This is a genomic window from Desulfatiferula olefinivorans, from assembly GCF_054657895.1.
Genome location: NZ_BAAHXV010000006.1, coordinates 1 through 24344, shown reverse-complemented (window position 1 = coordinate 24344; position 24344 = coordinate 1). Strand labels below are relative to the sequence as shown.

At 61.3% G+C, this 24344-nt stretch carries 16 protein-coding genes; 5 read left to right on the top strand and 11 right to left on the bottom strand.

Translation table 11 applies throughout. The annotated features are described in order from the left end of the window. Positions 1-237 precede the first annotated feature (237 nt). From ACYQ11_RS06400 to ppdK, 4 genes are all read left to right on the top strand, one after another. Positions 238-2205: a methyl-accepting chemotaxis protein gene (locus tag ACYQ11_RS06400; RefSeq protein WP_459922933.1), complete on the top strand. Its 1968-nt coding sequence runs from the start codon at positions 238-240 to the stop codon at positions 2203-2205. 115 nt (positions 2206-2320) lie between these two features. Continuing rightward, positions 2321-2833 (top strand): chemotaxis protein CheW, encoded by a 513-nt coding sequence (locus ACYQ11_RS06395; RefSeq protein WP_459922932.1) that lies wholly within the window; start codon positions 2321-2323, stop codon positions 2831-2833. Positions 2834-2898: 65 nt separating this feature from the next. After that, entirely contained in the window at positions 2899-4740 is a 1842-nt protein-coding gene (locus tag ACYQ11_RS06390; protein ID WP_459922931.1) for a methyl-accepting chemotaxis protein, read from the top strand. A 90-nt stretch (positions 4741-4830) separates the two neighbouring features. Continuing rightward, positions 4831-7560, top strand: coding sequence for a pyruvate, phosphate dikinase (gene ppdK / locus ACYQ11_RS06385; RefSeq protein WP_459922930.1), 2730 nt, complete (start codon positions 4831-4833; stop codon positions 7558-7560). A 79-nt stretch (positions 7561-7639) separates the two neighbouring features. Here the strand turns inward: ppdK and ACYQ11_RS06380 are convergent, their stop codons facing one another. The 5 genes from ACYQ11_RS06380 to ACYQ11_RS06360 form a co-directional block, all read right to left on the bottom strand. Then, a complete protein-coding gene (locus ACYQ11_RS06380; RefSeq protein WP_459922929.1) occupies positions 7640-10285 on the bottom strand; it encodes a methyl-accepting chemotaxis protein in 2646 nt (881 codons plus the stop codon). Between the two features lie 92 nt (positions 10286-10377). Next, complete coding sequence (locus ACYQ11_RS06375; protein ID WP_459922928.1) at positions 10378-11529, bottom strand: response regulator; 1152 nt, start codon at positions 11527-11529, stop codon at positions 10378-10380. Further along, positions 11526-14126 carry a response regulator gene (locus ACYQ11_RS06370; RefSeq protein WP_459922927.1) on the bottom strand — a complete coding sequence of 867 codons (2601 nt, stop codon included), beginning with the start codon at positions 14124-14126 and terminating at the stop codon, positions 11526-11528. The genes ACYQ11_RS06375 and ACYQ11_RS06370 overlap by 4 nt, the downstream gene beginning before the upstream one ends. A gap of 13 nt (positions 14127-14139) precedes the next feature. Further along, positions 14140-15297: a PilZ domain-containing protein gene (locus ACYQ11_RS06365; RefSeq protein WP_459922926.1), complete on the bottom strand. Its 1158-nt coding sequence runs from the start codon at positions 15295-15297 to the stop codon at positions 14140-14142. A gap of 22 nt (positions 15298-15319) precedes the next feature. After that, positions 15320-16690, bottom strand: coding sequence for a hypothetical protein (locus ACYQ11_RS06360; RefSeq protein WP_459922925.1), 1371 nt, complete (start codon positions 16688-16690; stop codon positions 15320-15322). A gap of 358 nt (positions 16691-17048) precedes the next feature. On the opposite strand from ACYQ11_RS06360, the gene ACYQ11_RS06355 reads away from it, so the two are divergent. Further along, positions 17049-18800, top strand: a complete 1752-nt coding sequence (locus ACYQ11_RS06355; protein WP_459922924.1) for a PAS domain-containing hybrid sensor histidine kinase/response regulator — start codon at positions 17049-17051, stop codon at positions 18798-18800. A 13-nt stretch (positions 18801-18813) separates the two neighbouring features. Here the strand turns inward: ACYQ11_RS06355 and ACYQ11_RS06350 are convergent, their stop codons facing one another. The 6 genes from ACYQ11_RS06350 to ACYQ11_RS06325 all read right to left on the bottom strand — a co-directional run bounded on the left by ACYQ11_RS06350 (position 18814) and on the right by ACYQ11_RS06325 (position 24113). Next, positions 18814-19650, bottom strand: a complete 837-nt coding sequence (locus ACYQ11_RS06350) for an MBL fold metallo-hydrolase (RefSeq protein WP_459922923.1) — start codon at positions 19648-19650, stop codon at positions 18814-18816. Then, positions 19647-20564, bottom strand: coding sequence for a P-loop NTPase (locus ACYQ11_RS06345; protein WP_459922922.1), 918 nt, complete (start codon positions 20562-20564; stop codon positions 19647-19649). Before ACYQ11_RS06345 ends, ACYQ11_RS06350 begins: the two co-directional genes overlap by 4 nt. A 209-nt stretch (positions 20565-20773) precedes the next feature. Then, positions 20774-21121, bottom strand: a complete 348-nt coding sequence (locus ACYQ11_RS06340; RefSeq protein WP_459922921.1) for a DUF5320 domain-containing protein — start codon at positions 21119-21121, stop codon at positions 20774-20776. An 80-nt stretch (positions 21122-21201) separates the two neighbouring features. After that, positions 21202-21747, bottom strand: a complete 546-nt coding sequence (locus ACYQ11_RS06335) for a NifB/NifX family molybdenum-iron cluster-binding protein (protein WP_459922920.1) — start codon at positions 21745-21747, stop codon at positions 21202-21204. A gap of 181 nt (positions 21748-21928) precedes the next feature. Beyond that, entirely contained in the window at positions 21929-23305 is a 1377-nt protein-coding gene (locus ACYQ11_RS06330) for a sigma-54 interaction domain-containing protein (protein WP_459922919.1), read from the bottom strand. 25 nt (positions 23306-23330) lie between these two features. Continuing rightward, positions 23331-24113, bottom strand: a complete 783-nt coding sequence (locus ACYQ11_RS06325; protein WP_459922918.1) for a substrate-binding periplasmic protein — start codon at positions 24111-24113, stop codon at positions 23331-23333. Positions 24114-24344: the final 231 nt, after the last annotated feature.

The window sequence follows — 24344 nt, the reverse complement described above, 5'->3', positions numbered from 1 at the left end:
TGCGTCGCTGCCCGTGGGCCGGTCGTCGGATCACGGCCCGACCATCCATGATGGAGCGGGACGTGTCCCGCTCGTCCGCACGATCCGTCCGGTGTGCGGATGTTGCGCTGAAAAGGATCTGCTGCGATGCCTTGATCGCCGAAGAACCAGTCTGAATCGTTGTATGAAATGCCCCTAAACGGATCATGGGCGTCAGCCTCATGATCGACCAAGACTCAGAAAACCAGGAGGACCACGATGAAAAACATGAAGTTGGGAATGAAAATCGCGCTTGGATTCGGAATCTTAATTCTCATCGCCATTGTCCTGGGCGCCGTGGCGGTCTGGAACATGACCACCGTGGAGAGGAATTCGACGATTCTTTCCCGGGAATACGTGCCGGAAGTGGCCGTGGCCAATGAGCTGCGGGGGGCCGTCAACCGGCTGATGTACGAAATGCGCGGTTACGGCATGACCGAGGAGAAGCATTTCTACGACAAGGCCCTCAAGGAGGCCGCCGAGATCGAGGCCATCATCAAATCCGGTCGCGAGCTTGAAAACCGGGCCGCCCATCTGGTCAAGCTCAAGGGTCAGCTCGACGAGGCGACCAAACTCTTCAATGATTATATGGCCCAGTCCACACGGACCCAGACCGTCACCGAGGCCATGGCGAAAAACAGGACCCAGCTCGACGAGGCGGCCGCCGATTACATGAAGCAGTGCGAGGACTTCCTGGCCGAGCAGAACGCCAGCCTCAAGCGGGAGATGGCCGATCTGCAGAACCAGAAATCCCAGAGTCTCAGTGAACGCCACGACAAGATCACCCTGGTCAACGACATCATCGACCTGGGCAACGCAACACGGATCGCCGTCTTCAAATCCATGGCCCTGCGGGACCCGGCCCTGATCAACCGGGCCCAGCGGAATTTCGAGGAAATGGACCGCAAATTCGACGATCTCAAAAAAATCACCCATCGGGACGTCAACCTCAAGCAGATCGACCGGACCCGGGAGGCTGCCATGCAGTACAAGGCCGCCATGACCGATTTTCTGGCCAACTGGCAGGCACTGCAGGATCTCAACAGCCAGCGGACCATCACGGGCGGTGATCTGATCGCCAGCACCCGTGAAACGGCCGATGCCGGCATGAAGGCCACCGACACCATCGCCGCCGATGCCGTCAGTGCCCTGTCAGCCGCCACCACCATGATGATCGCAGGGCTCATCATCGCCGTCATCGTCGGCATCCTGGTGGCCTTTTTTATCACCCGAAGCATCACGGGACCCATCAACCGGGTGATCGCCGGTCTGTCCGAAGCCTCCGACCAGGTGGCCTCGGCGTCGGGCCAGGTGTCCATGGCCAGCCAGACCCTGGCCGAAGGGGCCTCCGAACAGGCGGCCTCCATCGAGGAAACCTCCTCGTCATTGGAAGAAATGTCCTCCATGACCAAGCAGAACGCGGACAACGCGTCAGAAGCCAACAATCTGATGAAGAACGCCAACGAGACCGTGGACAAGGCCAACGGCTCCATGACCGAACTGACCGGGTCCATGGCCGAGATCACCCGGGCCAGTGAGGAAACGTCCAAGATCATCAAGACCATCGATGAAATCGCCTTCCAGACCAACCTGCTGGCCCTGAACGCGGCGGTGGAGGCGGCCCGGGCCGGTGAGGCGGGTGCCGGGTTCGCCGTGGTGGCCGACGAGGTAAGGAACCTGGCCCTGCGGGCCGCCGAAGCGGCGAAAAACACGGCGGCGCTGATCGAGGGCACCGTGAAGAAGATCAACGAGGGCTCGACTCTGGTCAATTCCACCAACGAAGCCTTTGCCGAAGTGGCCGTCAGCGCGAGGAAGGTGGGCGAACTGGTCAGCGAAATCGCGGCGGCTTCCAACGAGCAGGCCGAGGGCATCGAGCAGATCAACAAGGCCACGGTGGAAATGGACAAGGTTATTCAGCAGAATGCCGCCAACGCCGAAGAATCGGCCTCGGCTTCCGAAGAAATGAGCGCCCAGGCCAACCAGCTGATGGAATACGTGGGCGAACTGGTGGCCATGGTCGGCGGAACCGAAAGCCATTCCAGGCGAAAAGCGCCGGCCCTTTCCGTCAAACGGACCGGTCGGAACAAGGCCCTTGCCCTTCCGGAAAAAACCAAGACCAAGACGGCGGCCAAGGATCCCCATCCGTCTCAGGTGATTCCCATGGACGATGATTTCACGGATTTCTGATTGCTCAGGGAAAGTGAAAGGGGAGGGGCCCGGGACAGGTCGTCCGGGGCCCTCCCCCCTTTAATGACGGGGTCACGGCTGATCACGGAAACACAGATCTTACGGAGGTACAACCATGGACAATGACGCAACGGTCATGGGACAGGCCATACAGGCCATGAACAGGCGCGAAGGCAAATACCTGACCTTTTCTCTGGCCAACGAGGAATACGGCATCGGAATTTTGAAGATCAAGGAAATCATCGGGATGCTTCCCATCACCACCGTTCCCCAGACCCCGGATTTCGTCAAGGGGGTGATCAACCTTCGGGGCAAGGTGATTCCCGTGATCGATCTTAGGCTGCGGTTCGGCATGCAAGGCATCGAGTACACCGAGCGGACCTGCATCATCGTGGTGGAGATCGCCGGACGGGCCGCAACGGTCCAGATCGGCATCGTGGTCGATTCCGTGTCCGAGGTGCTCAACGTCAAGGGTGACGACATCGAGGACACCCCGGCCTTCGGAACCCGGCTGGACACGGATTACATCATGGGGATGGCCAAACTCGACGGCGGTGTCAAGATTCTTCTGGACATCGACAGGGTCCTGAACGCCGAGGAGATTTCAGCCATCGAGCAGGTGGCCTGATAACTGAACAGGACAATGCTCCCAGGGCGTAACGCCCCTCGGCCGTCCGGGAGCAGGGGGTGACCATGGGCTGGCGCGACCTGTCCTTCGGAAAAAAGACCGCCGTGGGCTACGGAACGGTGCTCGTTCTGCTTTCGGCCCTGGCCCTTGCGAGTATCCAGGGCATCCGCGGCATGGTTCGTGACGCAGACCAGGTGATTCGCGGCAATCGCCTGGATGGAGATCTGGCCCGGATGGAGGTCGATCACCTGAACTGGGCGGCCCGGCTCAACGCCCTTCTGACCGATGATACGGTGACCCGTCTCACGGTCACCACCGACGACCATCATTGCGCCTTTGGCCTTTTCCTTTTCGGTGAGGGCAGGGCCCGGGCCGAGGCCCTGGTGCCCTCCCTGGCCCCTCTGTTCAGCGCCGTCGAAAAACCCCACAAGGATCTCCACGACAGTGCGGTCGCCATCGAAACGGTGTTTCAGCAGGCTGATCACACCCTGCCTGTGGTGCTGGCCGACCGCATCATCGATCATCTGGGATGGGCTCTCACGGTGCAGGAAGCCGTCAGCGCCGGCAAACCGTCCCTGGGGGTGGAAACGGACCCGGCCCGCTGCGGCCTGGGACGGTGGATGACCTCGCCGGAGGCGCAGATCGCCCTGGAGCAGGGGAGTACGGCGTATAAGGAAAACTGGCTTTCCCTGATCGATGTCCACACGGCCCTCCATGAGAGCGCGGCGCAGATCGAAGCGGCGCTTGCCGAGAATACCCAGACGGGTCGCCTGCTTGCCCGGAACGTTTACTCTGACGCCACCCTGCCCATTCTGACCGCCACCCTGGATCTGATGACCGTACTCAAGGTCGAATCGGAAAAACGGCTTCGGGGCATGACCGAGGCCGCGGCCGTTTATTCGTCTCAAACCCTTCCGGCCCTGTCCCGGGTCCAGGCCCTTCTGGCGGATCTCCGGGGTGAAGCGCGTCGCCGTATCATGACCGATCAGGCCATGCTGGACCGGGCGCTTTTTACCCGGCGCATCGTGACGGTACTGGGGCTTGCGGCCTTTGTCTTCGGTCTGTTTCTGGCCTACGGTATTTCACGGGAGATGCTGACCGTTCTGAGGGACATCAGCGGCCGTCTGGACGAAGGCGCCGGGCAGGTGACCGCCGCATCGGGTGAGGTGGAAAGGGCGGGTCAGGCCCTGGCCGAAGGCACGGCCGAACAGGCGGCGTCCATGGAACAGACCGCCTCGTTTATCGAAGACATGTCGATGACCATAAGGCAGAATGCCGATCATGCCGGCAAGGCGGATCGTCTGATGCGGGAGTCCCACAGCCTGGCCGAGCGGGCCGGACAATCCATGGCCGGGCTGACCGCGTCCATGAACGATCTGGCCGAGGTCGGCAGGGAAATCTCGAACATCGTCAAAACCATCGACCAGATCGCTTTTCAGACCAACCTGCTGGCCTTGAACGCTGCGGTGGAGGCGGCCCGGGCCGGGGAGGCCGGGGCCGGGTTCGCCGTGGTGGCCGGAGAAGTCCGGAATCTTGCCGTGCGGGCGGCCGATGCCGCCAAAACCACGGCCGGGCTCATCGAGGACACCGTGACGAAGATCAACCAGGGACGTCGTCTGGTTGCGGATACCAATGGGGAGTTCGCGGAGGTGGCGCGCTCCGTCAGCACCGTGGCCGGCCTGGTCAACGACATCGCTGCCGCCTCGGGACGTCAGGCAGAAGGGATTGTTGAGCTTTCCTCGTCCATGGCGTCCATGGATACCGTTATCCAGGCCAACGCGGCCCATGCGGAAGAGTCCGCCGGTGCCGCCGAGCAGATGAACGCCCAGGCCCAGGCCATGAAACAGGTGGCCGACCGCCTTGTGGCCCTGGTCGAGGGTCGGTCAAAAACCCGTCCGGACGACTGATCCCGATCGCAAAAACAGCCAATCGGGGGGGCTTCGGGCCGTCCCGGCCGGCCGTCATCTGATGTTTCGTTGTAAAGGAGATCGTTTCCCATGAAAAAATATATCTACAGTTTTGGATGCGGTGAATCCGAAGGGGGCGCCTCCCAGATGAAACTTTTGGGCGGCAAGGGCGCAAATCTGTCGGAAATGGCGATTCTTGGGATTCCCGTCCCGCCGGGATTCACCATCACCACCGAGTGCTGCAACCACTATCTGCAGTCCGGCGGCCTGTTTCCCAACGGGTTTGACAAAGAGCTGGACCAGGCCCTGGCCGGTGTCGAGACGGCCATGGGCCACCTGTTCGATGATCCGGAAAACCCCCTGCTGGTGTCCTGCCGGTCCGGCGCGCGGCAATCCATGCCCGGCATGATGGAGACGGTCCTCAATGTGGGGCTGTGCAGCCGGACCATCGACGGCCTGATCCGCCAGACCGGCAACGAGCGCTTTGTCTACGATTCCTACCGCCGTCTGATCATGATGTACGCCGATGTGGTGATGGAAAAGGCCGAGGGCCTGGACCCGGACGAGGGACACGGCATCCGCGATCGCCTGGAGGCCATCTTGTCCGAATGGAAAAGAGACAGGGGCTACGCCGTCGATACGGACATTCCGGCCGAAGACCTCAAACAGATCTGCGAGGCGTTCAAGGCCTGTGTGCGTGAGACCCTGAAGACGGAGTTTCCCGATTCGGCGCGCCTGCAGCTGATGGGGGCCATCGGGGCCGTGTTCAAGAGCTGGAACGGCAAACGGGCCCTGGCCTACCGGCGCATCGAGAACATTCCCGACGACTGGGGCACGGGCCTGACGGTCCAGGCCATGGTCTTCGGCAACATGGGCGACGATTCGGCCACGGGGGTGGCCTTCACCCGGAATCCCGCCACGGGTGAGAACGAGTTTTTCGGGGAATGGCTGGTCAACGCCCAGGGTGAGGACGTGGTGGCCGGCATACGGACCCCCTATCCGATCAACGAAGCCACCAAAACCCATCAGAACAAGGACCTGCCGTCGCTGGAGAGCCTGATGCCCGAGGTGTACCGGGAACTGACGGACATCCGGCGCAAGCTCGAAGTCCATTTCCATGACATGCAGGACATCGAGTTCACCATCGAAAAGGGGCGCCTTTACATGCTTCAGTGCCGGGTGGGCAAACGCACCGGAACCGCGGCTCTGAACATGGCCATGGACATGCTTCAGGAGGGGCTGATCAACGAGGTGACCGCCATCACCCGGGTCAAGCCCCACCAGCTGAACGAACTGCTGCACCCGGTGGTGGACCCCGAGGATGAAAAAACCGCCGAGGTGCTGGCCCGGGGACTGCCCGCCGGACCCGGCGGCGCGTACGGCCATATCGTGTTTACCCCCGATGACGCCATAAGGTGGGCCGCCGCGGGAAAACCCGTGATTCTGGTGCGGGAGGAAACCAGTCCCGAGGACATCGAGGGCATGCGGTCGGCCCAGGGGATTCTGACGGCCCGGGGGGGCATGACCAGCCATGCGGCCCTGGTGGCCCGGGGCTGGGGGAAATGCTGCGTGGTCGGGGCCGGTGACCTTGATATCAATGCCGTGACCCGCAAGATGAAAATCGGAGAGAAGGTCTTCGGCGAGGGGGACATCCTTACCCTGAACGGCACCCGGGGACTGGTGTACGAAGACAAACTTTCCATGAAAGACGCCACGGAAAATCCCCGGTTCAAGGATTTCATGAGGCGTGTGGACCGGTACCGGACCATGGGGGTCAGGGCCAACGCCGACACGCCCGAAGACGCCCGTCTGGCTCTTCAGCACGGGGCCGAGGGCATCGGCCTGTTTCGGACCGAACACATGTTTTACGGGGCCAATTCCGATGAACCGTTGTTTTTGCTGCGCAAGATGATTTTAAGCGCCTCGGGGCGGGAACGTCGGCGGTCCCTGGCCGAACTCTTTCCCTTTGTCAAGCGCGAGATCCGGAAAACTCTGGAGGTGATGGACGGCCTGCCCGTGACCATCCGCACCCTTGACCCGCCCCTGCATGAATTTGTCCCACACACCCGGGGTCAGCAGCTGGAGCTGGCCAAGGCTCTGGATATCGACCAGAATGAGGTCCGCAGACGCTGTGATGAACTGATGGAATCCAATCCGATGATGGGTCACCGGGGGGTCCGTCTGGGCATCAGCTATCCCGAGGTGACGGACATGCAGATTAGGGCCGTGTTCGAAGCCGCCGCCGAACTGGCGCGGGAAGGACGGCGGCCCCAGCCGGAAATCATGATTCCGGTGACCAGCGAGGTCAACGAGCTGGGCTTTGTCCGAAAACGGGTTCACGCCGTGTACGAGGAGGTGGTGGCCCGGTACAAGGTCGAAGGCATCGTCTACAAATTCGGCACCATGATCGAAACGCCCCGGGCGGCCATCCAGGCCGGGAAAATGGCCCGGGTCGCCGAATTTTTTTCCTTCGGCACCAACGATCTGACCCAGATGACCTACGGGATCAGCCGGGATGATTTCAGCGGTTTTCTCAGCCATTACATCGACCGGCAGATTTTCGGCCATGATCCCTTTCAGACCATCGACCGGGAGGGGGTGGGATTTCTGATCCAGACCGCCGTGACCAAAGGACGGGAAAGCCGGGCCGACCTGAAAATCGGCATCTGCGGCGAACAGGGCGGCGATCCCGCATCGGTTCGTTTCTGCTTCGAGTGCGGCCTGGATTACGTGAGCTGCTCCCCCTACCGGATTCCCATCGCCCGCCTTGCTGCGGCCCATGCCTATATCGATTCGGAGAAGTCGGACCTTTCCTTGTGATGCACGGTCCTGTCTGACGGTTTCAGGCTGCGGCGTGTTCGAAACGCCGCAGCCTTTTTTGTCCGTTCGATTTCGATGATCAGTACTGTTCGAAATCCTCGTCGTTCAGATCCATGGCCTTATGTTCATCCAGGCTCAGGGCGATCCCGCGGATGTGTTTTTTTTCCGGTTGGTCGTCCCGTGGGGCGGGTATTTTTTTTCTGCCGCTTGATTCGGCCTTGGGCTTCATGCCGACGGCACGCCGTTTTCCGGTCTGTTCCGGCCGGTCGTCGTCGAGTTTAAAGAACGAGATGATGTTGCGCAGCTGCTCGGCCTGGGCCGACAGTTCTTCGGCCGTGGACGACATTTCCTCGGAGGCCGAGGAATTCTGCTGAATGACGCTGTTCAGCTGGTCGATGGCGCTGTTGATCTGGCTTGCCCCCGAATCCTGTTCGCTGGAGGCGGCGTTGATTTCCTGAACCAGTTCGGCGGTGCGGGCGATGTCGGGCACGATCTTCGTCAGCATCTGACCGGCTTCCTCGGCAATGCCCACGCTCGTCATCGACAGCTGGCTGATCTCTCCGGCCGCGGTCTGGCTTCGTTCGGCCAGTTTGCGGACGGCCCCGGCCACCACGGCGAAGCCCTTGCCGTGTTCCCCGGCCCGGGCCGCCTCGATGGCGGCGTTCAAGGCCAGCATGTTGGTCTGGCGGGAGATCTCCTCGATGATGCTGATTTTTTCGGCGATCTGTTTCATGGCCGCCACGGTCCGGGCCACGGCCTCGCCGCCCTTCTGGGCGTCCTTGGAGGTCTGGACGGCGATGGCTTCGGTCTGCTGGGCGTTTTCGGCGTTCTGCCGGATGTTGGCGCTCATTTCCTCCATGGACGAGGATACCTCCTCGATGGATGAGGCCTGCTCCGAGGCGCCGGCGGCGATCTGCCCCGAGGTGCTGCTCATCTGCTGGCTGCCCGCGGCCACGTAACCGGAGGCCTGGTTCACTTCGGTCATCACCTGTTTCAGGCTGTGGATCATGCCGTTTAAGGCCGCCATCAGGGTGTCGTTGTCGGAGCGTTCCTTCACGTCGACCATCAGATCGCCTTCGGACATGCGGATGGCCACCTGGGTGATTTCATGCATGGAGTCGATCAGGCGGTTCATGCTCATCTTGATCTTGTCGAAATCCCCCTTGTAATCGTCGGTGATTCTATCGGGAATCACGCCGACGGACAGATCGGTCATGTAACGGACGGACAGGTTCATGGGCTTGACAAAGGCCTCGATGAGGCCGTTGAGGCCGGTGATCAGGTCCAGCCACCCTCTGTCCAGCCCTTTCCCGTCTGCCCGGGTATCCAGCTTTCCGTTCAGGATGCCGGCGGTGAGGTCTTTGATTTCAGAGGCCAGGGTGTTGATTTTTTCCTGCATGTCCCGGAAGGCCAGGGCCAGCATGCCGATTTCGTCCTTCTGGTCGATGTCGATGGATTTGGTCAGATCGCCGCCGGCGATGTCCCGGGCGATGCCCACGATTTTTTGGACCGGCAGCGAGATGCTTCGGGTCATGAACCATGCGACCAGCATGCCGATGATGACGGCGATGACCCCGATAATTTTGGCCAGGGCGCCGTCAAAGGCAACGGCATCTTTTGCTTCCGCGGCGGTTTTTTCGGCCCGCCGGGCGGCGTCCGCGGCAAGTTCGGCCACTTCCGGCTCGATGTTGTGGACGGCGCTGCGCATGGTTTGCATCAGGGCGTCGACCGTCTGCTGTTCGGCGACCAGGGCATCGAAGGCCTCGGTGTACCGGTCGAGCTGCCGGACCAGGTCCGCCTTACTGTCATCCGCTATGCCGGAGCCGTTCAGGCTTTGGACCAGGGCCTTGACGGCGCCCCGGGTCTGGTCGACGTATTTTTTCTCACCCCGCAGCAGGTAGTCTTTCTCATGACGCCTGATCATCAGAAGGTCCGCCCTGATGCCGGGAACATAGTATTCGTTGAGGCCGGTTTCGATGGTCCGGGCGGCGGCCTGCATGTCGCCATAGGCTGCGGCCGCGCCACCCGCAAGACGGTCCAGGGCGTTTGTGTAGGTCCGGAGGGCCTCTGAAAAGGACGTCTTCACCTCGGGCGCGAGGCCGGATGCCGGCAGTTCCTGAACGAACCGGTCAAGGGCCTGCCTCAATTGGTTCAGATCCGCCGCATTGGGTTTCATGACGTAATTTTTTTCGAAACGCCGGATCTGGAGCAGGTCCACGAAAAGGGTTTCGACCTCGTAGTGTTTGAGCCTGGCTTCGAGGTCGTGGACGGCTGCTCTGAAACGGCCCTGGAGACCGGCCGTGTGATCGAGCCCCATGGTTTCATGGGCGGCGGTCAGGTCCGTGAAATGCTCGAGATACTCCCTGGCGAAACCCTGGATTTTCGTTCCGTGCGCAAGGGCTTCGGAAATGCCCGCGGATGTGGCCGTGTCCATGACGGTCTGGTTGGCGGCAAGCAGGGCGGCGATCTCTTTTTCCACATCCGCTTTGTATGTGATGTCTTTGCGCAGCAGGAAATCCTTTTCAGACCGCCTGGCCTGGAGCATGAACTGCTGAATCTCTCCCGCTTTCTGCCGGATGGTGATTTCCGTGGCCATCATGTGATCGAAGCGGTCCACGGTCCGGGAAAGGGTCAGGGCATAAAGGCCCAGAGCGACGACCATGACGGCTAAAACGCAGCCGATACCGACAAACAGACGAACGCCGATTCTCAGGTTCTTGATCATGATGCTTGTCTCCTTGTGTACGGGTAGGAAGAACGTTTGTATGCGGGTCTTTTCGGCCGCATTATTTATTCATCCGGCCATGAACGACCGGCTCAGAGGTTGTTTTTCAACAGGGTCCTGGCTTCGACGTTGTCCGGCTCCAGGGTGAGCACCTGCTTGAGGTAATCTTCGACCACGAAGGTTTTTTTCTGGTAGAAATAAATTTTGGCGATGGCCAGCTTGGCTCCCACGTGGTCGGGCGAGCCCTCGTCCACTTCCTTGTAGCAGGCCAGGGCCGAGGCGGTGTCGCCGCAGCGTTCGTGAAGGCCGGCCAGGGTGAACAGCAGATCGAAGCGGGTGGGGTTGTCCTTGAGAATTCCTTCGATCAGACCCATGGCGTAGCGGTATTCGCCTGTCGCAATGCAGCATTCCACGACCTTTTCCGTCTGCATCAGGCTTTTGCCCGAATAGCGGATCACCTTTTCGAAGATTGCCATGGCCTCGGTGCCCATGCCCTGTTTGAGCAGGACCTCGCCCAGGTCCACCCCCTTGGAGATGTTCCGGGGACTGATGGTGATGGCCTGGTCGTAGTATTTGATGGCTCCGGCCAGATCGTTCTTTTTCAGGCAGAGTTCACCTAAAATATATCGGCTGACGGCGTCATGGCTGTTGACGGAGACGGCTTTCTGAAGGCATTTTTCGGCCACGTCGTCGTTGCCCATGGCCGAATACAGCTGGCCGAGTTTCCGTAAAATGCGCGAGGAGGTCGGTCGCCCCTTGAGAGCTTCCTTGGCCTCGGCGATGGCGGAAGAAAGGTCCCCGGCTTCTTCGAAATCCCGGGCTTTGAGCATGTGAACCGTGGCCGGGGCCGGCTGGTTGGCCAGGGCGATGACGCTCCGGATTTTTTCGTCCAGGGACTGGGTGGTCAAGGGCTTGAGAAGGTACCCGTCGATATCGGATTCGGCGGCTTCGGCCACGATTTCCTTTTCCGCCTCCGCCGTGATCATGATCACCGGCATGTCCCGGTGCTCCTTGCTGCCCCGGATGAGTTCGAGAAGCTCGATGCCTTTCATGACCGGCATGTTCCAGTCGATGATGGCCATGTCCACCGGAACGTCGTTGAGCAATCGCCAGCCCTCCCGTCCGTTTTCGGCCAGGCGGACGGTTTTTCCGATGTTGAGCATTTTGAGCATGCCCCGGATGGATTTCCGCATGCTTTCCATATCGTCGACGATCATAATCGACAAGGATTCCAGTTGCATCATGGTGAGATCTCCTTTGTAAATCGCGCGTAGTGTCGCTTTAGCTCCTCAAGCAGGGAGGGCAGGATGTCGAAGGCGTTCTGCCGTGCCGCCGTTTCGAAGCGACGGGCCGTCCGGGTCAGGGCCGCGGCGTTGACGTTGGCCGCTGATCCTTTGAGGGCGTGGGCCAACGATTCCATGGCGTCGGTGTCCCGGGCCTCGACGGCGTCTTCGATGCCGTTCATCAGGCCCTTCGATTCCTCAAGAAAGGATTCGAGCACCACGCGAACCAGTTCCCGGTCCTGGCCGAAGCGACTGAGCATGGCGTCTCTGTCGAAGACCGCCTCGCCGACCGCCGCAGGTTCTTTCGGCGGCTCGTTAGGGATATCATCGGTGTCGCGGGCGGCGCCGGCCAGGTCCGGCCGGGTGTGGCGGCTGAGCACCCGTCTCAGGTCGTCGGGGTTGACCGGCTTGGTGATGTAATCGTCCATACCCGCTTCGATGCACTGATCCCGGACCCCCGACAGGGCGTTGGCCGTCATGGCGACGATGACGGGCCGGTTTTCGTATCCGGAGGCGGCCCGGATGGCCCGGGTGGCTTCGAACCCGTCCATGACGGGCATCTGGCAGTCCATCAGGATCAGGTCGTAGGGTCTGGTCCCGCAGGCCTCGACCGCCTCCCTGCCGTTGCGGGCGCTGTCCGCCCGGTATCCCATGCGGGCCAGAAGTTCCCGGGCCACGATCAGGTTGGTGTCGTTGTCTTCCACGATCAGCAGGGAAAGATTCCGTTTTCGGCTTTCCGCCAGACTGTGCCGGGTGATCAGCGAGAAGGCGGCGGACCCGTCCCGGTCCTTCCGGGTGGTCAGGGCCCTCAGGCAGTCGATGAGCAGGGCGGCGTGGACGGGTTTGCTCAGGTAGGCGGAAAAACCGGCCTCCTCGAACCGTCGGGCGTCGCCTTTTTCCCCGTTGGCGGTGATCAGTACCAGGTCGGTTTCCCGGATGGCGGCCTGCTGTTTGACGGCCAGACCCATGCGCTCGATACAGGCTCCCTGTTTCTGAAGGTCCAGGAGGGCGGCGTGGAAGGGCCGGTTTTCGGCCGCCGCCTGTTCGAGCCTTCCGGGCACCTTGTTCAGGGCGTCGGCGGATTCGATAAAAAGCCCCAAGCCGTCCAGTTGACGGGTCAGGCTTTCGATCACCGTCCGGTTTTCGCTGACGATCAGAATGCGCCGCCCCCGCAGCGAGCCGCCGATGGAAAGATCGGCCCGGCTGTCGGGCTGCCGGGGCTCAAAGGGCAGGGTGACCTCGAAGGTGCTGCCGATAAATTCCTCGCTTTCGACCCGGATAGAGCCGTTCATCATCTGGACCAGCAGGCGGCAGATGGACAGCCCCAGGCCGGTGCCGCCGTACATGCGGGTGGTGGAGGTGTCGGCCTGGGTGAAGGTGTCGAACAACCCGTCGATTTTTTCAGGGGGAATACCGATGCCCGTATCGGACACCCGGAAGCGGAGCACCGGCTTCTCCGGATCATCGGAGACGGAGGACACGGACACCGACACCGTGCCGATATCGGTGAATTTGACGGCGTTTGACGTGAGATTGGTCAGGATCTGGCGCACCCGCCCCGGATCGCCCCGGAGCAGGGTCGGGGTCCCGGCCTCCACGGTGAAAGTGTAACCGATGCCCTTTTGCTCTGCCTGTATGGTGAACATGGCGTTCATGTCCGACAGGGCCACGGTAAGATCGAAATCGAGGATTTCGAGGTCGAGTTTGCCCGCCTCGATTTTGGAAAAATCCAGAATGTCGTTGAGAATGGTCAGAAGGCCCTGGGCGCTGTTGAACACGATGCGGGCGTAGTGCTCCTGGTTTTGGTCGAGGCGGGTTTCCAGAAGCAGATGCATCATTCCGATGATTCCGTTCATGGGGGTCCGGATTTCGTGGCTCATGTTGGCCAGGAATTCGCTTTTGAATTCACTGGCTTTCTCCGCCTTGAACGACAGGTCACGGAAGGTTTTTTCCGAGTCCGACACCCGGGCCAGAAGATCGGTCTGGCGTTTCTGGAAGGCAAAGACCAGGCCCACGGTCACGGTCAGAAGGGACAACAGGTGAAGGGCGAAGAACCGGTGGTCGAAAAACGGCGCCGCTGCGTCGGCGGGACGATGAAATCCATGAAAAAAAAAGACGATCAGTGCGGCCAAAAGGCCGTAAACCAGGCAGGCACGGGCATGGACGGCAAAGCCCGCCCCCACCGGAAGAAGAATCAGCCAGATGAGGACGGGGCTCTTTCCGCCCCCGGTTCCGGCGGCCGTGACCAGGATCGATGCGGTAAACACCAGGGCCAGCATGTGGGCGGCCGCGACGGACCGCCGGGTCGTTTTGAGAAAGATCAGGCAGGCCAGGGCCGCCACACCGCAGAGGGCCGAAAATCCGGAGAGAACAGGGTTGCCCAAAACCAGGTACACGAGGACGAAAACCGGCTGGGACAGACAGAAAAACAGCGTCAGCACCGTCACGGACCGCAGCCGGTTGACGGCCGCAAGATCCTCGTCACGAAGCGACGCATCGTCGTCGGGAAGGCCGGCCGGGAGGCCGATGATTTTTTCGGCAAAACGTCTGATGTGCATGGGCCTCACAGGGTCATGGGTCTTTGAACGTGAGTTCGACGGTATACGATTCGATGCTTCCTGAAACGTTTGGAAAAATAACCAGAAAGGGGACCGGGTCCCCCGTTCGGACCTCGGGCAGCACCTGCGCGATGCGATCAAGATCGCCCTTGCCGAATCGGGCGACCTGCCGGTCATCGGCCCGGTGGCCGGGCATCACCTCGACGTCGGCCACGGGCTTGCGCGATGCATCGAGCAGGGCGGCCCGGATTCGGATTCCCTCGGGCGGATAGGCTTTTCGTATCGTCAGCATGCCGCGAATCACGAACATCGTTCCCAGGCTGTCACCGGTCACCGCGGTGCCCGAGATGGTCTCACGGACCAGGGCGGCCGGAGGCGGAGCGGCCGGGGGCGTTTCGGACGACGGAGACCGATGCGTGACGAAGGGAAGGTCCAGGCCCAGCCGTTCCATCCAGGTCGGCTCGCTTGAGGTCTGGGGCGCGGGATGGCGAAAAACCATCAACGATGCCCCCAGGACCAGAAGGGCGAGGCCCAGAAAAACCGGGATCGTCGGGAACCTCCTCCGTTTGGGTTCGGCGGGCCTGGGCCGTGTCTCGACCGGCCTTATCGCCTGCCGGTGCTGCACGGCGGCAGGGGCCGGTGCATCGGCGACGGGCGCCGGGGCCTCAGGTTTCTGCTCCCGGATGGTGGGAGCCCTGACCGCTTCCCGCGACGGTGCGGGCATCTCCTCGTCGTCGGGGGCGTCCAGTGAAAACAGTTCGGCGTTGATCTGGTTGGTATCCATCCAGTCGGACGGCAGATCGCTGCCGTCGGCCTGGAATCCGCCGGCGGCTTTTTCCATACACTTGACGACGGAGAAAATGAATTCCCGGGTCATGTCATGGCCGTCCAGAAACCGCAGGCCGGTGCGATGGGGTCCGAACAGAAAGGCCCCGCCGCTGAAATCGTCCTGATGCACCACCTTGGCCCGGACGGTCATGCGCTGATGCTTGTACTCATTGGTCAGGGCCATGGCGTCCCAGGAGACAGGGTCACGGGTCTCGATCAGGGCACCGTCCAGACTCATGTTCAGAACCATCGCCTGGACGGGAGGGCCGGATAGGCTGCCTTCGGGACGGATGACAATCATCTGGCCGGCGTCGATTCGTGGCGTTTCGCGTAAGTCGTTCATCCATTCCGCCTTGATTTGCATTTTATGGTTTATCGGTTGATCCGGGTCCTTGCTTGACTTTTTTTTGAGATTCGCGGGCCTTCGGCAGAAAGCCGGACAGGGTTCCCGACCGGACCAGGGTCATCTCTCCCGGCTGAACCCGGCAGATGCCCAGGGCCTGCTGAAGGGTGGACAGGGCCCGGGGCGTTCGGACGCCGGCGTAGGCCACGGCGATCCGGATACGGGGTTTGTCCGGTCTGTCTTCAAAATGTTCGGGGACCAGGCAGGCGGCCTGGACCACGGTGTCTCCGAAAATGAAAAAGTGGATCGGCTCCCGGTCGGGCGGACGGTTCGTCTGCGCCTCGTAATACGCCGACAGGATTTCAAGGATCGCCCGGTCGTGGGCGGCCGGCTCCGTCCATCCCGATTCCCGGATGCCCCGGTAGGTTTTTTTCAATGCCGTGTGGGGGATGGTGTCGGTTATGAAAAGCATGGGCCCGTGGTCGGCGCCGATCCTTCTTGCCCGGGACAGAATATTGGCGGCACCCCGGTTGCCGCCAAGCCGTCGGTCCATCAGGACGGGGGCGGTGCGGGACAGATCGATGAAGGGCACCGTGTCCGGCCTGACCGTCTGTGGGTTTTCCCGGATCAGAAAGCCCAGGACGCCGGTATGCTCGGGAATCGTCAGATGCCGGACCAGGCGGAGATCCTTTTTCCCTGAGGCGCCCTCGGCGGGTCGGATGAAATACCGGTTCATGTAGGTCCCCCGGCGGACATGAACCTCGGGCACCCGGAGCAGGATGGTCTGGCCGGGGAAGATCCGGTCGGGATCGGTGATCGTCGGGTTTTCATAGAGGAAAAAAGGCATCTCCCGTTTGGGAACCAGAGCCGAGAGCATATCGCCGTGCATGACCATGTGGCGGACGTGGACGTGGGGCTGGGAGGGGTCCGGTTGTTGGGGAATGACGGCAGGAGGCGCCGCGGGGGCCGCAGGGGGAGAAACGGCAAGGACGTCGGGTTTTTTCTCCGCCTGATCCGCGCCGGCGGCTGCGGGAAGGCCCGGGGCCGGACTGTCCGCCGGGACCGCCGCCTGCGGCATCGCCATGACAGGCGCCGACGGCGGGGGAATCAGGGCCGGGTCGATCCGGGTTTCGAATCGGGTCCGGTAGGTCCGGTCCAGATCGCTTAAAATGGCGTTGGCTTCCTCGTAATTGGCCCGGATACGTTCGAGATACCGTGCCGATTCGGCCATGGACGCCTCCATGTCCCGTCTTATCGTGTAGCCCTTGAAGTTGTAACCGGACACGAAGGCCAGAACAATCAGGAAAAAACTGTTGGCGATAAACAGGGTCTGCCGCGACGGCCGGACGGCGGCCAGGGACAGGGAGGGGCGATTGTCGGGGTGCATGCTCATATCGGGCTCCTTGCGACGGTGAACAGACGATGCCCGGGCTGTCACCGGAAAATCATCGAAAAACAGGCGGCGGGGAGAGGCATCCGGCCCATGCCTCCTTCTGCGGCCCGCCTTGACGCCTGGGGTCAAACGGATGGAATGGCCTGAAAATATTTGAATATATTATCAATGGGCCGGATAAATGTAAACCCCTATTTTGAACGACGGGCGGGGGACGAACGCGGAATCGGTGAGGCGGGCCTTCTCGTTCCCTTAAACGTGATCCTTTTGTTTGACGGACGGGGCGTGACCTGTTAAACATGAAGAAGATGTGCCGTTAAGGACAGACACCCCGCGACAAGGAAAGGATTCAGGCCCCATGCAACGATCTGCCGACGACCCCGGACGTGACGGCGAAGAGCCCATGCTGCGCGATTCCGAGGAGAAATTCTACAAGGCCTTCCATTCCAGTTCGGTGATCATGGTGCTGTTTACCGTGCTTGAGGGCCGCATCATCGATGCCAATGAATCGGCCTGCCGCCTGACCGGCTATGGGGCCCATGAGCTGATCGGCAGCACCATCATCGACCTCGATCTGTATCCCGAAAGGTCCCAGCGGAAAAAAATCCAGACCCTGATCCGCGACACCGGCCACATCGAGAATGTTGAACTGATCGTGAAGAACAAGGCCGGGGAAACGCGCTATGCGATGTTTTCCATGGATGCCCTGATGATCGACGATGAGCTTTGCGTCCTGGCCGTGGGCAGCGACTTCACCGAACGCAAGCAGGCCGAACAGGCCCTTCAGGCGGCCTATGCCGAACAGGGGCGCCAGAAGGATATCATCGAGAAAAAAAGCCGGGAACTCGAAGCGGCCAAGAAACGCATCGAACAGGAGGCCCGGCTGGTCGAGGAGTCCAGCCGGCACAAATCCGAATTTCTCGCCGGCATGAGCCACGAACTCCGGACGCCCCTGAACAGCATCATCCTTCTGTCCGAGCTTCTGGCCCGGAACAGCTCCGGCCGTCTGTCGGACAAGGAAGCGGAATACGCGGCCGTTATCCGGGACGCCGGACGGGACCTTCTTGAACTGATCAACGATCTGCTCGATCTGTCACGGCTCGAAGCCGGTCGCATGGAGGTCCACCTGACCCGGGTGAGCATCGAGTATTTCTGTCGTAAAATCAGCGGGTATTTTCGTGAAATGGCCGAAGTCAAGGGACTCGCCTTCGATATCCGGCCCCAGACGGGCCTGACGGGAACCTTTGTGACCGATATCCAGAAACTCGAACAGATTGTGCGGAACCTGGTGGCCAATGCCGTCAAGTTCACCCACCGCGGCTATGTGCGTCTGCACATCAGGCGTCCCGATCCGTCGGAGGACCTGTCGATGATCGGCCTGGCCGGACTTGCGCACGAAAAGACCCTGGCCTTTGTGGTGGAAGACAGCGGTATCGGCATCGATCGGGCAAAATGGGGCATGATTTTTGAGCAGTACCGCCAGGCCGAACCCCATACCGCGTCGCAGTACGGCGGGACGGGGCTGGGCCTGCCGGTGTCCCGGGTTCTGGCCCAGCTGCTGGGCGGGGATATCCTGGTCGAAAGCAGTCCGGGGCGGGGAAGCGTCTTCACGCTTTACCTTCCCGATCATTCGTTTGACAAGTCCTCAAAGCAGCCGGTCGATGCGCCGGCACCGCCCGGGGTTCCGGCCGGTGTCCCCTCGGCGGATACGGGACGGTTCCTCCGGGGAAAGGTCCTGGTCCTCGCCGATGACGACATGCGCACCGTGTATGCCCTGATTCAGCACCTCCAGCCCTTTGGCCCCGAGATCATCGTGGCCGGTGACGGGGCGAAGTGCCTCAAACGCCTGGACGAACGGAGACATGTCGACCTTCTGATTCTGGACATCGCCATGCCCGAATGCGACGGCCTTTCCGTGCTTGGACAGATTCGCGGACATCCTCGTCTGTCGGGCCTTCCGGTGATCGTCATCAGCGCCCGGGCCATGGCCGCAGACCGCGAGGCCGCCGAGGCCGCCGGAGCCTCGGCGTTTCTGAGCAAACCCCTTGATCTTCACGCCCTTCTGGCCGCCGCGGCCCGGCTGCTCGGAACAGGCGAACCTCACGAATAAGGGGCAGCCGGTCTCAGAACGTGAAAACCTTTCCCGCGCCGCCGGTTAGGACCTTGGGCCCCAGGGCCCTCTCAAGGTACGCTGTCGCCGCATCTCCCGTGCAGTGACAGGGGATGACGGCGGCGACGGCCGGATCGTTCAGAGCGGCGGCGGTCTGTTCCAGACGCCCTTCGTCGGCGTTCACCAGGTGAAAACCGCCGATGACCGCCCGGATCCTTGGCTCGTCCGTAAGCGCCCTCACCCGGTTCAGCGTGTTGATCAGTCCGCTGTGGCAGCATCCGCAACAGACCACCAGTCCCAGGTCGGTGTTGATCCACAAAGCCAGATCGTCGTCAATGGGGTCCGGCCTGTGGCCCGCGGGATCGAGAAAGAAGGGCCCGCCGGTGTCCTCGAACCCGGTGAGCCGGGGAATGGGGCCGGTGAGTCCGATACGGTCCGTGAGGGTCATGGGCCGGTGGACCCAGTGAAGGTATTCCCGGGGCAGCCGGTCGATCGTCACCATGGAGGGGCGGGGCATGTGAATGGGCGCGGCGACGCCCTCCCTGATGCTGTACCGGGGCCGGACGATGCCCGGATGGCCGTAAAGATGGACGGGATGATCCTGATGGACGGCGTGGGGCAGGCCGCCGGTATGGTCGTAGTGACCGTGGCTGAGCACCACCAGATCGGCGCGGTCGGCATCGATCCCAAGGCGTTTGGCGTTGGCGTAAAAGGCGTGGGTCTGGCCGGTGTCGAACAGGATGTTTCGGCCGTCGGCTTCAATCCACATGGAAAATCCGTGTTCGGCCCGGCAGCCGTTTTCCGAGTGGTTGTCGACAAGGAGGGTGAGGGTGACGGAGGCAGATGTCATGACGCCGCCTTCCGCCCGCCCGCCTCGATCAGGGGCCTGACGATGTCCTGCATGGCGGACGTCGTGGGGCTTTCGGCATGGCCTGCGACAAAGGCCTGACCGGTGTCGCCGCTCAGGGCCACAGCGGGATCCATGGGAATGGCGCCCAGAAAAGGCACGTGCATGCTTTCGGCCAGGGCCCGTCCTCCCCCGGACGGCAGGATATGGGTGACGGTCCCGCAGGCGGGGCAGACAAACCCGCTCATGTTTTCGACCACGCCCAGAACCGGAACGTTAAGGGTGTTGCAGAAGGTGACGGATTTTCGGACATCCACCGAGGCGACCTTCTGGGGGGTGGTCACAATGACCGCTCCGTCCAGGGTGTCTAATATCTGGCAGATGGACAGGGGCTCGTCACCGGTGCCGGGGGGAGAGTCCACGATCAGATAGTCCAGATCGCCCCAGGACACATCCCTCAGGAACTGACGGATCACGCCCATTTTCCGGGGGCCCCTCCAGATCACGGCCTCATCCTGGTTTTCGAGCAGAAAACCGATGGACATGACCTTGAGCCCGTTGACCTCGATGGGCAAAAGCCCTTCATGGTCCGCTTCGACGGACCGGGAGGCGATGCCCAGCATGGTCGGAATGCTGGGGCCGTGAATATCGATGTCCAGAAGGCCCACCCGATAACCCGCCATGGAAAGGGCCGTGGCCAGGTTGACCGACACGGTGCTTTTGCCGACCCCGCCCTTTCCCGAGAGAACGACGATTTTGTGTTTGATGCGGCAAAGCCGGGACTGGAGTTTCTGCCGATCGGCGAACTCCTCGTCGCTTTCGTCATGACGCTGGGTCTGTGCCGGGCAGGTTTTGCTGGTGCAGCTGCGGCAGGTGGTCTTTTTGCTTTCGTTTTTTGTGACATCCGCCTGACTCATGGTTGTCGTGCCTCCGTGTGAATTGCGGTCCATCTGATTGCTCAGGGCGCGTTCCTTGATTTTCAAGGCCCGTGACCCCGGGATTCCATTCAAACAGAAAAAACGATGGCGCGATGCATCGTTTCCTCTGTTTGAACGGCTCACGGTGTTGTCGTGTCCGGTCGGGGGGATGACGGCGCCGGTGTGGTCGACGCCGTCACGACGTTGGGTCAGGATTCATCCGGTTCGGTCCCCATGGCCGCCAGCTGCTGCTCAATGGTGCGAAGCCTGGATTTCAACTCCCGGGCCTGCTGTTTCAGATTCAGCGTGTCCGCAGCCGGGTTTGCCTGGACGCCCCCGCCGGTGAACCCGCCGAAACCCCGTCCCCTGCCCGGCCCAAAACCGCCGTAGCGTCGGCCGTATCCGGCGTTACGACCGGCGGCGCCAACGCCCCGGCCCAGACCCCGTCCGGGAGCCCCGTTTGCGAATCCGGGGGCGCCCGTTCCGGCGCAGTAACCTGCACCGCGTCCTGTCATGGATCCCATTCCGTTGGGTCCTGTGCGATCTCCTCGTGGCATGATATGTCCTCCTTGTGTGTTGTTTGTTTGATTTTAAACGGCCCCCGTTTTCCGACGGGGGGGCTTCTATCCGTTAAGGGTCATTGCCGTCGCATGACCGCTTTGCATGCCGGGCAGGTTCGTTCCACGCAGGGCATACCCGGAATATGGGTTTCGGTATGCCCGCATGTCGGGCAGACGCATCGGCCCGACGGTCCCGATGCCGGGGGGCGGCCCCGGCCCTGCCGCCGTCCCACGGCTTTTTCCGAGGTCTGCCGGAAAGGGTGTCCCCCCCGGGTGCGACGCCCCCGGTCCGGACAGCCCGGCATTGCAAACATCTTGCGCCTGAGCCCCCCCCGGAGAGAGGCTCCGATGACCGCATCCAGGCTTCCGGTCACGAAGGAAACGATCGCGATGCCGTTGGCCTCGACCAACTCGGCCAGGGATCGTGAAATCGCTCCGCAGACCAGGGTGTCAACGCCCAGCTCAGCGAGTTTGCCGACCTTGGCCCAAGGCGATTCGTCGGGCAGAGGGCTGTGGGATTCGCGGACAACACGCCTTCCCTCGGATTCGACGATATGAATCTGACGGGCGGTATCGAAGACCGGTGCGATTCGGTTGTCCCAATAGGCGAAAGCTGTTTTCACGACCCTGTCCTTTCCTTGCGTTACCCTTTTATAGAGCAAGGGGGATGCCAGAGCGGCCCGGATGGGATATTTTATTTCAAGATATTGTTATTGATGAATAAAATGAATTATCGACAGGATGTTTGATGGCCAAATAGTTGCATATGCGCTACTGTATGGGTGGCGCACTGGTTCACAAATGCTACTGTCTTCGGGCGCTGCGGCCGTCCTTGTCGGGCAGGGGCAGGCCCAGCTTCTTCATGCGGCGAAAGAGGGTGGTCTTGTGAATACCCAGATCACGGGCGGCGGCCAGGCGGTTGCCGCGGTTGCGATCAAGGGCCGATCGGATGGCCTGGGCATCCAGGATATCGTGGGCCTTTTTCATGGTGGACCCGCCGTTTGATGAAGCGCCATGGGCCGTCAGTTCGCCGGGAAGGTGGGCGATGCCGATCAGGCCGGCGTTGCAGAGGATGAACGATCGTTCGATGATGTTTTCAAGCTCCCGGATGTTGCCCGGCCAGTGGTGGGCCATCAGGAGGGACAGGGCTTCGGCGTCGAATCCTTCGACGGCTTTGCCGTGCAGGCGGTTGAAACGGGCCGTGAACTGTTCGGCCAGGAGGGGAATATCCTCCTTGCGCCGCCTCAAGGGCGGCAGTTCCACCCGGACCACATTGACCCGGTAGTAGAGGTCTTCCCGGAACAGGCCCCGGCGGACCTGATCGGCCAGATCCTTGTTGGTGGCCACGATGATCCGGGCGTCGGCGGTCTCCGGCCGGGTCGCGCCCAGGGGGTCGTAGACCTTCTCCTGAAGCACCCGCAGCAGTTTGACCTGCAGAGCCGGGCTGATTTCTCCGATTTCGTCGAGCAAAAGGGTTCCGCCCCGGGCCAGGGCGAAACGTCCGGGTTTGTCTTTGGTCGCCCCGGTGAAGGCGCCTGCCTTGTAGCCGAACAGTTCCGATTCAAGCAGGGAATCGGGCAGGGCACCGCAGTTGACCGCAATGAAGGGTCCTTTGTTCACCCGGCTGAGGCTGTGGATGGTCCGGGCCATCAGTTCCTTGCCGGTTCCGGTTTCGCCGGAAATCAGGACGGTGCTCGGGCTGGCGGCAATGGCGGGAAGGACCTCGAACAGACGCTGCATCAGGGGGCTTCGGCTGGTCAGGTCCCCCAGGCGGACCCGTCCTTCCAGTTCCAAACGCAGGGCCTCGACCTCGGAGAGGTCCCGAAAGGTTTCGGCCCCGCCGATGACCCGGCCTCCGCTGTCTTTGAGTACCGCCGTGGAGACGCTGATCGGGACCCGGTTCCCCCCGGCGTCGATGAAAAAACCCGATTTGCCGATGATGGGCCGACCGGTTGCAAGGGTTTGCTGCAATGCGCAATCGGCCCCGCACATGCTTGACCGGAACACGTCCGAGCAGCGCCTGCCGATGGCCTCGCTGCGGCAGATTCCGGTGATCTCTTCGGCGGCCCGGTTGAAGGAGGTGATGCGCCATTCGGCGTCGACGGTAAAGACCCCGTCCGAAATACTTTCGAGGATGGATTCGGTGGGATGCCGGTCATTCTTTTTGTTGTCGTCGGCCATGATCGCCCTAAGGTCTGCCGTTTTTTTACTTCCAATAAGACAAGCCGTATGCGCCAAGGATACTGTCCAGTTCGCCTGAGGCCTTCAATCGCCTGATTCCGGCGCTGAGCATGCCGGCATAGCGTGACGATTTTTCGATACGGGGAGAAAAGGCAATGTACACAAAATGGCCTTTCCCGGCAATGCCCGCCGTGACGATCTGATCGGAGACGCCCATGACGCGTGCTTTTTCACGAAAGACATTCATGTCTTCGACAAGCACATCGAAGCGGTCAAGGAGCAGCTTGTTGATGTTTATCTCAAGGGGGTCCTCGCCATAGGAATACTGGACAAGGTGCCTGTTGGCCGAGAAAAAAGCATCGAGGGGTTCGCCATAGGAATAATCCTTGATCAGGCCGACCCTGACCGTCAGCAGGGACTCGGGGCCGCGATACCGAAAGGGATGCCCTTTTTTCACGAAAAAGGCGTTCCGGTAAAGACCGAACGCCTCATCCGGAAAAATGAAATCGGGGGCATCCTCCCTGAGAGCGCCGATGACGGCGTTGTATTTTCCTTCCCGGGTGTCCAGAATCGCCCGGCTCCAGGGAATGACGGTATAGACAACCGTGTGTCCTTCGGTTTCGAACACCCGTTTGGCGATGTCAATGCCGTAGCCCGGTTTGTTCGAAGCGGGGTTGCCGTTATAGGGCGACCATTCATCGGCGACAATCGTGATCGTGTCAGCCGGGGCTGTCGCGGCGAGGCCCAGGACCAGGCAGGCCCACATCATCACCAACCCCTTTGCGACACGCTCTTTTCCGCATTTCATGACACGCTCTCCTCCATGCAGCGCACTTCTGACCCCTGGCGGCATCGAAAAACGCGGCAGTCCCTGTTCCTTTAAAAATAAACCCAACCTTATCACGCCTCCCTCCCCGCCGGCAAGCCCCTCCAAAAAGGACAGACAAACCGAGTTTTTACGAGTTCATCAAAAATGGCGTTGACATGATTATGTATGGGATAAACTATTATCTGGTTATGCATTCCCCTAAAGTTGGAG